The organism is Pseudomonas sp. SIMBA_067 (assembly GCF_046534675.1).
Taxonomy (GTDB): Bacteria; Pseudomonadota; Gammaproteobacteria; order Pseudomonadales; family Pseudomonadaceae; genus Aquipseudomonas; species Aquipseudomonas putida.
The window spans coordinates 582815-594734 of sequence record NZ_JAWRYH010000002.1 but is presented as its reverse complement, the minus strand read 5'-3'; the positions used below and the strand labels follow the sequence as shown (position 1 = coordinate 594734).

General features: G+C 63.7%; 12 protein-coding genes. 7 read left to right on the top strand and 5 right to left on the bottom strand.

Annotation, left to right across the window (positions count from 1 at the left end):
- Nucleotides 1-78 precede the first annotated feature (78 nt).
- The 3 genes from SB765_RS08000 to dprA all read right to left on the bottom strand — a co-directional run bounded on the left by SB765_RS08000 (nt 79) and on the right by dprA (nt 2485).
- Nucleotides 79-387 (bottom strand): hypothetical protein, encoded by a 309-nt coding sequence (locus SB765_RS08000; protein ID WP_341797187.1) that lies wholly within the window; start codon nt 385-387, stop codon nt 79-81.
- A 400-nt stretch (nt 388-787) separates the two neighbouring features.
- Nucleotides 788-1345, bottom strand: a complete 558-nt coding sequence (locus SB765_RS07995) for an L-threonylcarbamoyladenylate synthase (protein WP_011953122.1) — start codon at nt 1343-1345, stop codon at nt 788-790.
- 42 nt (nt 1346-1387) lie between these two features.
- On the bottom strand, nt 1388-2485 hold the full coding sequence (dprA, locus tag SB765_RS07990) for a DNA-processing protein DprA (protein ID WP_016497370.1): 1098 nt from the start codon (nt 2483-2485) through the stop codon (nt 1388-1390).
- A gap of 206 nt (nt 2486-2691) precedes the next feature.
- On the opposite strand from dprA, the gene def reads away from it, so the two are divergent.
- The 5 genes from def to SB765_RS07965 are packed head-to-tail and all read left to right on the top strand — an operon-like array spanning nt 2692 to nt 7221.
- On the top strand, nt 2692-3198 hold the full coding sequence (gene def, locus SB765_RS07985; RefSeq protein ID WP_016497369.1) for a peptide deformylase: 507 nt from the start codon (nt 2692-2694) through the stop codon (nt 3196-3198).
- A 60-nt stretch (nt 3199-3258) separates the two neighbouring features.
- Nucleotides 3259-4191 (top strand): methionyl-tRNA formyltransferase, encoded by a 933-nt coding sequence (gene fmt / locus SB765_RS07980; RefSeq protein WP_410931160.1) that lies wholly within the window; start codon nt 3259-3261, stop codon nt 4189-4191.
- Nucleotides 4188-5498: a 16S rRNA (cytosine(967)-C(5))-methyltransferase RsmB gene (rsmB, locus tag SB765_RS07975; RefSeq protein ID WP_410931159.1), complete on the top strand. Its 1311-nt coding sequence runs from the start codon at nt 4188-4190 to the stop codon at nt 5496-5498. Before fmt ends, rsmB begins: the two co-directional genes overlap by 4 nt.
- Before the next feature lie 23 nt (nt 5499-5521).
- The gene (gene trkA, locus SB765_RS07970; protein WP_063422582.1) at nt 5522-6895 is read left to right on the top strand and encodes a Trk system potassium transporter TrkA; all 1374 of its coding nucleotides are present in this window, start codon (nt 5522-5524) and stop codon (nt 6893-6895) included.
- 11 nt (nt 6896-6906) lie between these two features.
- Nucleotides 6907-7221, top strand: a complete 315-nt coding sequence (locus SB765_RS07965) for a tetratricopeptide repeat protein (protein WP_341797184.1) — start codon at nt 6907-6909, stop codon at nt 7219-7221.
- A 138-nt stretch (nt 7222-7359) separates the two neighbouring features.
- Here the strand turns inward: SB765_RS07965 and SB765_RS07960 are convergent, their stop codons facing one another.
- Both SB765_RS07960 and SB765_RS07955 read right to left on the bottom strand, forming a co-directional pair.
- Complete coding sequence (locus SB765_RS07960) at nt 7360-8247, bottom strand: lysophospholipid acyltransferase (protein ID WP_016489937.1); 888 nt, start codon at nt 8245-8247, stop codon at nt 7360-7362.
- A 41-nt stretch (nt 8248-8288) separates the two neighbouring features.
- A complete protein-coding gene (locus SB765_RS07955; RefSeq protein ID WP_410911856.1) occupies nt 8289-8840 on the bottom strand; it encodes a DNA-3-methyladenine glycosylase I in 552 nt (183 codons plus the stop codon).
- 83 nt (nt 8841-8923) lie between these two features.
- On the opposite strand from SB765_RS07955, the gene glyQ reads away from it, so the two are divergent.
- The gene (glyQ, locus tag SB765_RS07950; protein WP_019471032.1) at nt 8924-9871 is read left to right on the top strand and encodes a glycine--tRNA ligase subunit alpha; all 948 of its coding nucleotides are present in this window, start codon (nt 8924-8926) and stop codon (nt 9869-9871) included.
- Nucleotides 9868-11919 carry a glycine--tRNA ligase subunit beta gene (gene glyS / locus SB765_RS07945; protein WP_410931158.1) on the top strand — a complete coding sequence of 684 codons (2052 nt, stop codon included), beginning with the start codon at nt 9868-9870 and terminating at the stop codon, nt 11917-11919. The genes glyQ and glyS overlap by 4 nt, the downstream gene beginning before the upstream one ends.
- The last annotated feature ends 1 nt before the right edge of the window (nt 11920 follow it).

Genomic DNA, 11920 nt, shown 5'->3' with positions numbered 1-11920 from the left:
CTTGTGCTGCGAAGCGCCGCGCGGGCGGCGCTCGATTTCACAGGCGCTGAAACCCTCAAGGCAGGCACCTGTCAGCCCTCACACCTTCTTCTGCGGCTGCGGTGTCGACTCGATGCCATCGAGTATCGCCTCAATCACACCCTCCGCCATTTCAATCGCATGCAGGTTCGACCAGAACATGCCACGGCCCTCTTCGCGCATGTAGTCCAGGGCTTTGTAGCCGGTTTCGTAGGCGCTGCGCAGGTACAGGGCTACGTGGACCAGAGCATCCTCGGCAGAAATGTTTGGGTTGACGGTGAAGAGTGGATCGTGGCCGGCATCGCAGCGGCCGAAGGGACGGGTGGAGGTGCATGGGAGGGGTGGATCGGGGACTATTTTCTTCATCATTGGAAAATGCTCCTCAAGGCCGCCAACCCTCACTACCACGTGAATGGGTGGCGACTGTACGCGAGGTGGTAGACCCGGGCATTTTCCAATCCAGGCAGGCTCGAAAGCCTCCCACGCACAGCCGCCATAGACTGTCATGGAAAAAATGCATCCGGGCTACCACACCCGATCGCCAAGTTATTCGGCGACGGATAGAGCCTAAAGACACTGGTTCCTACTGAACAGGTGATGGCAGGGGACGCGGGTCGTAGGATATTTCCCAATCCTCAAACCGGACAACCATTCGAGACAAAATCAGAAAAATCTGCAGGGGTTGGCGGCCAAATCGCCGGCAAGCCATGTCCAGTACTTGTGGGAGCTGGCTTGCCTGCGATCGAGGGCGAAGCCCTCGCCAGCGGTATCAGCCCGGGCGCACAACCTCGCCGGTTGCCAGGTTGCGAATCACACTCGGGTTCTTCCGCCCCCCCAGCGCGCCGCCAAGCACCAGGTCCAGCTGGCCGTGGAAGTACTGCTCCACCCGCAACCGGGTCTTCGCCGCCGGGCGCCCGCCGGGGTTGCACGAGGTGGAAATCAGCGGCCCCACCAGCGCGCACAGTTCACGCACCACCGGGTGGTCACTGACGCGCAGCGCCACAGTGTCATGCTGCCCCGTCACCCACTCGGGCAGCAGGTCCTGGTGCGGCACCAGCCAGGTATTCGGCCCCGGCCACGTGCTGCCCATGCGGTCGATCCAGTCTTCGGGGAAGTCCTCGAACAGAAAGTCGAACTGGCGGATGTTGTCAGCGATCAGAATCAGCCCTTTATCCACAGGCCGCGACTTCAGCGCCAGCAGGCGATACACCGCGTCCTCGTTCCATGGGTCGCAGCCCAGGCCCCAGACCGCTTCCGTCGGGTAGGCGATTACTGCGCCCGCCCGGATCTCACGTGCGGCTTGTTGCACACGAAAACTGCTCACCATTGCTGTTACTCCGCCTGAATACCTTGCTTGTGCGCAGTGTACTTAGCCCGCGCGGGCAAACCAACGCCCGGCTTCATTGCTGACCCGGCCTTCCAGCTCCAGCTCGGTCAGCTGCGCCAACACTTCGGCCAGCGGCAGCTCGCTGCAGTGTGCGAGGCTTTCGCTGGTTTGAGGCGCTGCATGCAGCAGGGCAAGCAGGGGATGGTCGAACCTGTCCACAACTGCAGGCGGCAGGTTCTGCCAACCCTTCAGGCTTTCCAGGATCTGCTCCACACTTTCCACCAGCAGCGCCCCATCACGGATCAGCTGGTGGCAGCCCTTGGCCCCCGGGTGGTGAATGGAACCCGGAATGGCATACACCTCGCGGCCTTGCTCGGCCGCCAGGCGCGCAGTGATGAGCGAGCCACTGGCCAAGCTGGCCTCGACCACCAGCACGCCCAGCGACAAGCCGCTGATGATGCGGTTGCGCCGTGGGAAGTTGCCGGGCAGTGGCCCGGCGTCCAGCGGATACTCGGAAACCAGCGCACTGCCGTTGTCGATCATCGCCTGCGCAAGCTCTTGATGGCGCTGTGGATAAAGTTTTTGCAGCCCCGTACCGAGCACGGCAATCGTGCACCCACCGGCCTGCAACGCGGCCCGATGAGCGGCACCGTCGACACCCACCGCAAGCCCGCTGGTAATGGTGAAACCAGCCTGCGCAAGGTAGCGGGAAAATGCCCGGGCGGTGTCGAGCGCCGGGGGTGTGGCACGTCTGCTGCCCACAATCGCCAGCTGAGGGCGGTCGAGCAAGGCCCGGTCGCCGGCAACGAAAAGCAGCGGCGGGGCATCGTCGATTTCTGCCAGCAAGGCAGGGTAGCCAGGGCCGTCCCACATCAGCAAATGCTGGCCGGGGCGCTCTAACCAGGCCATTGCGGCGAGCGCGCCCTCGCGTACCTCGGCACTGCGCCGGGCATCGATGGTGGCTTGGGGGATGCCCAACGCTCGCCAAGCCGAACCGGGAGCGCTAAGCGCACTAGAGGCGCTGCCGAACGCATCCAGCAAGGTGCGAAAACGTCGCAATCCTGTCTCGGGCAAGCGATGCAGGCGTAATCGAGCCTCCAGTTCGGCAGGCGGGCAGAGCGACGAATGGTAACTGGGCATGGGGATCGTCCTTGATCGAAACAGGGCCATCTACGTGGCACAACCTGTGGATAACTCTGTGAGTAACACTTTGAAAACCTGTCCATTGGCTGGGGGCTATAAAGCCCATAGACACCCTAGACGAGCTTGCCAGGTGCCGAAATCCCCGTTTCCCTTTATTATGTGTGCTCAGTTTTCAACCGAACGCACAGTGACTGCCTGACCTTATGGCCATCTTGAACATTCTCGAATTCCCGGACCCGCGCCTGCGCACTATCGCCAAACCGGTGACGGAGTTCGACGACGCCCTGCGTCAGCTGATCGACGACATGTTTGAAACCATGTACGAAGCCCCTGGTATCGGCTTGGCCGCCACCCAGGTCAACGTGCACCTGCAGGTCGTGGTCATGGACCTCAGCGAAGACCGCAGCGAGCCGCGCGTCTTCATCAACCCTACGGTCGAAGAACTGACCCACGACATGGGCCAGTACCAGGAAGGCTGCCTGTCGGTGCCCGGCTTCTACGAGAACGTCGACCGCCCGCTGCGTGTACGGGTCAAAGCCCAGGACCGCGACGGCAAGCCTTACGAGCTGGAATGCGAAGGCCTGCTGGCGGTGTGCGTGCAGCACGAATTCGATCACCTCAACGGCAAGCTGTTCGTTGACTACCTGTCGCAGCTCAAGCGCGACCGGATCAAGAAGAAGCTGGAAAAGCAGCACCGCCAGCAAGCCTGATCCCCACCTTCCTGAAGGCTTGCTCCGGCAAGCCTTTTTCTATTTTGAAGCGAGAACTCCATGCGCATCGTCTTTGCAGGCACTCCAGAGTTTGCCGCCGAACACCTCAAGGCCCTGCTCGACAGCCCTTACGAGATCGTGGCCGTCTACACCCAGCCCGACCGCCCGGCCGGCCGTGGCCAGAAGCTGATGCCAAGTGCGGTCAAGGCACTGGCCGTCGCCCATGACATCCCGGTGTTCCAGCCGCAGACTCTGCGCAACGCCGATGCACAGGCCGAACTGGCCGCGCTGAAGCCGGACCTGATGGTGGTGGTCGCTTACGGCCTGATCCTGCCGCAGGCAGTGCTGGATATCCCGCGCCTGGGCTGCATCAACAGCCACGCCTCCCTGCTGCCACGCTGGCGCGGTGCGGCGCCGATCCAGCGCGCCGTGGAAGCCGGCGACGCCGAGAGCGGCGTAACCGTGATGCGCATGGAAGCTGGCCTGGACACCGGCCCAATGCTGCTAAAGGTGGTCACCCCGATCAGCGCCGATGACACCGGCGGCACCTTGCACGACCGCCTGGCCGAAATGGGCCCGCCCGCCGTGGTACAGGCCATCGCCGGCCTGGCCGACGGGTCGCTGCACGGTGAAGTGCAGGACGATGCCCTGGCCACCTACGCACACAAGCTGAACAAGGACGAGGCGCGCATCGACTGGAGCCGCCCGGCCGTTGAGCTGGAGCGCCTGATCCGCGCCTTCAACCCGTGGCCGGTGTGCCACAGCACCCTCGATTGCGAAAGCGTGAAGGTGCTGGGCGCCAACTTGTCCACAGGCAAGGGCGCCCCGGGCGAAATCCTGTCCGCCAGCAAGGACGGCCTGGTCGTTGCCTGCGGTGACCAGGCGCTGAGCCTGACCCGCCTGCAATTGCCCGGCGGCAAGGCGCTTAACTTCAGCGACCTGTTCAACAGCCGCCGCGAGAAGTTCGCCGTCGGCAAGGTGCTGGGCCAATGAACCCACGTCTCGCCGCCGCCCGTGCCCTTGCCGCTGTGCTCAGTGGCAAGGCCTCGCTGAACAGCTCTCTGCCGGCACAACTGGACAAGGTTGATGAACGCGACCGTGGCCTGACCCAGGACCTGGCTTTCGGCACCGCACGCTGGCAGCCGCGCCTCGACCTGCTGGCCGCGCAACTGCTGCAAAAGCCTTTCAAGGCCGCCGACGCCGATGTGCAGGCGCTGCTGCTGGTCGGCCTGTACCAGTTGTTCTACACCCGCATTCCGGCCCACGCCGCCATCGGCGAAACCGTGGGCTGTGCCGACAAGCTGAAAAAGCCGTGGGCCAAGGGCCTGCTCAATGCCGTGCTGCGCCGCGCCCAGCGCGAAGGCGAAGAACTGCTCGCCGGCATGGAGCGCGACCCAGTGGTACGCACCGCCCACCCGCGCTGGCTGCAGAAGGCGCTGAAAGCCTTCTGGCCGGAGCAGTGGGAAGCCATTTGCGCCGCCAACAACGCCCACCCGCCGATGATTCTGCGGGTCAACCGCCGTCACCACAGCCGCGATGCCTACCTGGCACTGCTGGCCGAAGCGGGCATTGGCGCCAGCGCCTGCCAGTACAGCCGCGACGGCATCGTGCTGGCCGAGGCCTGCGACGTGCGCGGCCTGCCAGGCTTCGCCGAGGGCTGGGTGAGCGTGCAGGACGAAGCCGCGCAGCTGTCCGCCGACCTGCTCGAACTGGCCCCTGGCCAGCGCGTGCTGGACGCCTGTTGCGCCCCGGGTGGCAAAACCTGCCACCTGCTGGAGGCCGAAGCCGGCCTGGCGCAGATGGTGGCCATCGACCTCGAAGCCAAGCGCCTGACCCGCGTGCGCGAGAACCTCGACCGCCTGCAACTGGACGCCGAGCTGATCGCCTGCGATGCCCGCGACACCGCCAGCTGGTGGGACGGCAAGCCGTTCCAGCGAATCCTGCTCGACGCGCCGTGTTCGGCCACCGGCGTGATCCGCCGCCACCCGGACATCAAGCTGACCCGCCAGGCCGACGACATCCCGGCACTGGCAGCGCTGCAAGGCGAGCTGCTTGACGCACTGTGGCCGACCCTGGAAGTAGGCGGCATGCTGCTGTACGCCACCTGCTCCAGCCTGCCGACCGAGAACACCGAAGTGGTAGACGCCTTCCTTGCCCGCACCCCGGGCGCCCGTGAGCTGGACCTGGCCACCGAGGCCGGCCTGCGCCAGCCCCACGGCCGCCAGTTGCTGGCCCAGGAAGGCGGCCACGACGGCTTCTACTATGCCAAGCTGATCAAGATCGCCGCCTCTCGCGGATAAGTACAAACGGTAGGGAGTAGCGGATGAAGATCATCATCCTCGGCGCAGGGCAGGTAGGCGGTACGCTGGCAGAGCATTTGGCCAGCGAAGCGAACGACATCACCGTGGTCGACACCGATGGCGAGCGCCTGCGCGACCTCGGTGACCGCCTGGACATCCGCACCGTGCAGGGCCGTGGCTCGCTGCCGACGGTGCTGCGTCAGGCCGGTGCCGATGACGCCGACATGCTGGTGGCAGTGACCAACAGCGACGAAACCAACATGGTCGCCTGCCAGGTGGCCTATTCGCTGTTCCACACCCCGACCAAGATCGCCCGGGTGCGCGAGTCGGCTTACCTCACCCGGGAAGAGCTGTTTCACAACGACCATATCCCGGTGGATGTGCTGATCAGCCCAGAGCAGGTGGTGACCAACTACATCAAGCGCCTGATCGAGCACCCAGGCTCGCTGCAGGTGATCGACTTCGCCGAAGGCAAGGCCCAGCTGGTAGCGGTGAAGGCCTACTACGGCGGCCCGCTGGTCGGCCAGCAACTGCGCCAGATCCGCGCGCACATGCCCAACGTCGACACCCGCGTGGCGGCCATTTTCCGCCGCGACCGGCCGATCACCCCGCGTGGCGACACCGTGATCGAGGCTGACGACGAAGTGTTCTTCATCGCTGCCAAGAAGGACATCCGCGCCGTGATGGGCGAGCTGCGCCGCATCGACGAGACCAACAAGCGTATCGTCATCGCCGGCGGTGGGCAGATCGGCGAGCGCCTGGCCGAAGCCATCGAGAGCCGCTACCAGGTGAAGATCATCGAGATGAACCCGGCCCGCTGCCGGCACCTCTCCGATACCCTGGAAAGCACTGTGGTGCTGCAGGGCAGCGCCTCGGACAAGGACCTGATGCTCGAAGAGAACATCGCCGACGCCGACATTTTCCTGGCCCTGACCAACGATGACGAAGCCAACATCATGTCGTCGCTGCTGGCCAAGCGCCTGGGCGCGGGCAAGGTAATGACCATCATCAACAACCCGGCCTATGTCGACCTGGTGCAGGGCGGTGATATCGACATCGCCATCAGCCCGCAGCTGGCCACCATCGGCACCCTGCTTGCGCACGTGCGCCGGGGCGACATTGTCAGCGTGCACTCGCTGCGCCGTGGTGCGGCCGAGGCCATCGAGGCGGTGGCGCACGGGGATTCGAAGTCGAGCAAGGTTGTGGGCAAGGCCATCGAAGACATCGCCCTGCCACCGGGTACCACCATCGGCGCCATCATCCGCGACGAAGAAGTGATGATCGCCCACGACGCCACCGTGATCGAATCGGGGGACCATGTGATCCTGTTCGTTGTGGATAAAAAACAAATCCGGGATGTGGAGAAGCTGTTCCACGTCGGCTTGAGTTTCTTCTAGGAGAAGAAGGCATGCGCGAATCGCTGGAGAAGATGCTGGCCAAGGGTGTGGATAACCCGCTGCTGAGGTTTGGCTTGGGCAAGGCCTGGCTGGATGAAGGCAACGGCGCTGAAGCGGCGGTGCACCTGGCACGGTGTGTGGAGCAGGATCCCAAGTATTCCGCGGCGTGGAAGCTGCTGGGCAAGGCGCATCAATTGCAGGGTGACCTGGCAGCGGCGCGCAAGGCCTGGGAAGACGGGATCGTGGCGGCACAGGCCCATGGGGACAAGCAGGCCGAGAAAGAGATGACTGTGTTCCTGAAGAAACTCAATAAAACAGCAGGTTGACGCGGTCCCTGTGGGAGCGGGTTCACCGCGAATGCGTCGGTGAAGCCAACATTGCATTCGCGGGTAAACCCGCTCCCACAGGGTCCCTGCTACAGCAGGCAGGATTGCATTCAGCCTGCTGTAAGCGCAGTCGATAACTCAGTACCAGCGCGGCTCGCCAGCCGGGCGCTTCTTGAAGCGTTTCATGCTCCACATGTACTGGCTCGGGTACTCGCGCACATAGCGCTCGACCACCTTGCTCATCGCCGCCGCCGACTCGGTCACATCGGTGCTGTACATCGCTTCGGGCGCTGCTTCCAGAATCACCCGGAAGCCCGAACCATCCGGCAGCCGCAGCGCATGCAGGAATACCCCCACCGCCTTGCCACCCGCCAACATGTTCGGCACGAACTTGCTGGTCAGCGCCTGGGTGCCCAGGAACGGCACAAACACCCCTGCCGATTCGGCCGGCTCCGGGTCGGCAGGAATACCCACCTGGCCACCGCGACGCACTTCCTTGATCACGCTGAGAATGCCTTCCTTGGTCGAAGGCGCCACGCGGTTGCCCATCTGCACGCGCTGCTCGCGCAACAGGTCATCCACCGCTTTGAGCTTAGGCGGGCGGTAGAAGATGATCGGTTTGCACTGGTTGCAGTAGAAGTGGTTCAGCACTTCCCAGTTACCCAGGTGGCTGGTGATACCCACCACGCCCTTGCCCGAGGCCAGGGCCTGCTCCAGCACTTCCAGGCCGTGCACTTCCTTGACCAGCTCCAGCGAACGCTGCGGCGGCCAGATCCAGGCACAGGCACTTTCGACAAAGGATTTGCCGATATCCCGCAGCGCCTGGCCAACCAGCTGCTCACGGGCAACCGGGTCCATCTCCGGGAAACACTTGGCCAGGTTGATTCGTACCACATTGCGCGAACCGTTGGGGACCTTCCACATCAGCCAGCCAATACCCGCGCCGACGCGCTGCACAGCGCCCCAGGGCAGCTTGGCAAACAGGCGCAGCACCCCGACCATCAGGGCGCCCTTGAACTTTTCCACAGGCGAATTCCTTATTTCAGCAAGGCGCGCATTGTAACCCCTCAGCGCAACAAGGCGGCGTAGCGATCGCAATCGGTGGTGTGGTCCATGACCATGCCGGTGGCCTGCATGAAGGCGTAGCAGATGGTCGGGCCGACAAAGGTGAACCCGGCTTTCTGCAGGGCCTTGCTCATGGCCTTGGCTTCATCCGTAACCGCCGGCACATCGCTGCGGCTTGTGAAATGGTTGACCTTCGGCGCACCGCCGACGAACGACCACAACCATTCGGCCGGGTTATCCACAGCCAGCCACGCCTGGGCATTGCGCCGGGCAGCCTTGAGCTTGAGGCGGTTGCGGATGATGCCGGCATCCTGCATCAGTTCTTCGATGCGTTCGTCGCTCATGGCCGCCAGTTTCACCGGGTCGAAGCCGTACATCACCTGGCGATAACGCTCGCGTTTGCGCAAAACGGTTATCCACGACAGCCCGGCCTGGAACCCTTCGAGCAAAAGCATCTCGAAGAGCAACGCCGGGTCACGCTGTGGCGTTCCCCATTCCTGGTCGTGGTAGGCCTGGTACAACGGATCGTCGGTACACCAAAAGCAGCGTGGCATAAGGCTCCAATGAGTAGAGGGCGAGGCGAATCAGGTTATACTCCCGCTCTTTACATCCGCATCCCCAGATACAGGTGAATTTCGTGAGCCAGCCTACGCCAGCCGTGCGTACCTTCCAAGACCTGATCCTCGCCCTGCAGAACTACTGGGCAGCTCAAGGTTGTGTGGTGCTTCAGCCCTACGATATGGAAGTAGGCGCCGGCACTTTCCATACCGCCACGTTCCTGCGCGCCGTCGGCCCAGAAACCTGGAACGCCGCCTACGTGCAGCCTAGCCGTCGCCCTGCCGACGGGCGGTATGGCGAAAACCCAAACCGCCTGCAGCACTACTACCAGTTCCAGGTAGTGCTCAAGCCCAACCCGGCCAACTTCCAGGAGCTGTACCTCGGCTCGCTGAAAGCCATCGGCCTGGACCCGCTGGTGCACGACATCCGCTTCGTCGAAGACAACTGGGAATCGCCGACCCTCGGCGCCTGGGGCCTGGGCTGGGAAATCTGGCTGAACGGCATGGAAGTCACCCAGTTCACCTACTTCCAGCAGGTAGGCGGTATCGAGTGCTACCCGGTCACCGGTGAAATCACCTACGGCCTGGAGCGCCTGGCCATGTACATCCAGGGCGTCGATTCGGTGTACGACCTGGTGTGGGCCGACGGCCCGTTCGGCAAGGTCACCTACGGCGACGTGTTCCACCAGAACGAAGTGGAACAGTCGACCTACAACTTCGAACACGCCAACGTCGACAAGCTGTTCGAACTGTTCGACTTCTACGAAAGCGAAGCCAACCGCCTGATCAAGCTCGATCTGCCGTTGCCGACCTACGAAATGGTCCTGAAGGCCTCGCACACCTTCAACCTGCTGGACGCGCGCCGCGCCATCTCGGTAACCGAGCGCCAGCGTTACATCCTGCGTGTACGAACCCTGGCCCGGGACGTGGCGCAAAGCTATCTGCAAGCCCGCGCACGCATGGGCTTCCCGATGGCCACCCCTGAACTGCGTGACGAAGTGTTGGCTAAGCTGGAGGCTGCACAATGAGTGCTCAAGATTTCCTGGTAGAACTGGGCACCGAAGAGCTGCCACCCAAAGCCCTGGCCACCCTCGGCGACGCCTTACTGGCCGGCATCGAGAAAGGCCTGCAGGCCGCTGGCCTGAACTACACCGGCAAGCAGGTGTACGCCGCGCCGCGCCGCCTGGCCGTGCTGATCCGCCAGCTGGACGTGCAGCAGCCTGACCGCAGTATCAATATCGACGGCCCGCCCCTGCAGGCTGCTTTCAAGGACGGCGAGCCGACCCAGGCTGCTCTTGGCTTTGCCAAGAAATGCGGTGTAGATCTGTCGGAAATCGACCAGAGCGGCGCCAAGCTGCGCTTCTCCCAGCATATCCCGGGCAAGTCCACCGTCGGCCTGCTGCCAACCATCGTCGAAGATTCGCTCAACGACCTGCCGATTCCCAAGCGCATGCGCTGGGCGGCCAGCCGTGAAGAGTTCGTGCGCCCGACGCAATGGCTGGTGATGCTGCTGGGCGACCAGGTGGTCGACTGCACCATCCTGTCGCAGAAAGCCGGCCGTGAATCCCGTGGCCACCGCTTCCACCACCCGGAAAACGTCGTCATCACCACCCCGGCCAACTACGTCGAAGACCTGCGCAAAGCCTACGTGCTCGCCGACTTCGCCGAGCGCCGCGAGCTGATCAGCAAGCGTACTGCCGAGCTGGCCATGCAGCAGGAAGGCACCGCCATCGTGCCGCCTGCGCTGCTGGACGAAGTGACTGCCCTGGTCGAGTGGCCAGTGCCGCTGGTGTGCTCGTTCGAGGAGCGTTTCCTTGAAGTGCCACAGGAAGCCCTGATCACCACCATGCAGGACAACCAGAAGTACTTCTGCCTGCTGGACAGCGAAGGCAAGCTGCTGCCGCGCTTCATCACCGTGGCCAACGTCGAAAGCCGCGACCCGAAGCAGATCGTGCAAGGCAACGAGAAGGTCGTGCGCCCACGCCTGACCGACGCCGAGTTCTTCTTCAAGCAGGACAAGAAGCAGCCGCTGGAAACCTTCAACGAGCGCCTGAAAAACGTGGTGTTCCAGGCTCAGCTGGGCACTGTGTACGACAAGGCCGAGCGTGTTTCCAGACTGGCTGCGTTCATTGCCCCGCTGATCGGCGGCGACGCACAGCGCGCCGGCCGTGCCGGCCTGCTGTCCAAGTGCGACCTTGCCACCGAGATGGTCGGCGAGTTCCCTGAAATGCAGGGTGTTGCCGGTTACTACTACGCGCTCAACGACGGTGAGCCGCAGGACGTCGCCCTGGCCCTGAACGAGCAGTACATGCCGCGCGGTGCTGGCGCCGAGCTGCCGCAGACCCTCACCGGTGCTGCTGTGGCCATCGCCGACAAACTCGACACCCTGGTTGGCATCTTCGGCATCGGCATGCTGCCCACCGGTAGCAAGGACCCGTACGCCCTGCGCCGTGCTGCCTTGGGCGTGCTGCGCATTCTGATCGAGAAGCAGCTGGACCTGAACCTGACCGGTGCGGTCGAGTTCGCAGTCAAGCAGTTCGGCGCCAAGGTCAAGGCCGCCGGCCTGGCCGATCAGGTACTGGAATTCATCTTCGACCGCCTGCGTGCGCGTTACGAAGACGAAGGCATCGACGTGGCCACCTACCTGTCGGTGCGTGCCCTGCAGCCAGGCTCCGCCCTTGACTTCGACCAGCGCGTACAGGCCGTGCAGGCTTTCCGCAAGCTGCCAGAAGCCGAAGCGTTGGCCGCGGTGAACAAGCGTGTATCGAACCTGCTGAGCAAGGCCGAAGGCGCCATCGCCGAACAGGTCGAGCCAAAGTACTTCGACAACGCCAACGAGTTCTCGCTGTATTCGGCCATCCAGCAGGCCGACCAGGCCGTGCAACCGATGGCTGCTGCACGCCAGTACAGTGAATCGCTGGCCCGCCTGGCGGCCCTGCGTGACCCGGTCGACGCCTTCTTCGAGGCGGTGATGGTCAACGCTGAAGACGCCAAGGTACGCGCCAACCGTTATGCCCTGCTCAGCCGCCTGCGCGGCCTGTTCCTGGGCGTGGCCGACATTTCGCTGCTGGGGTAAG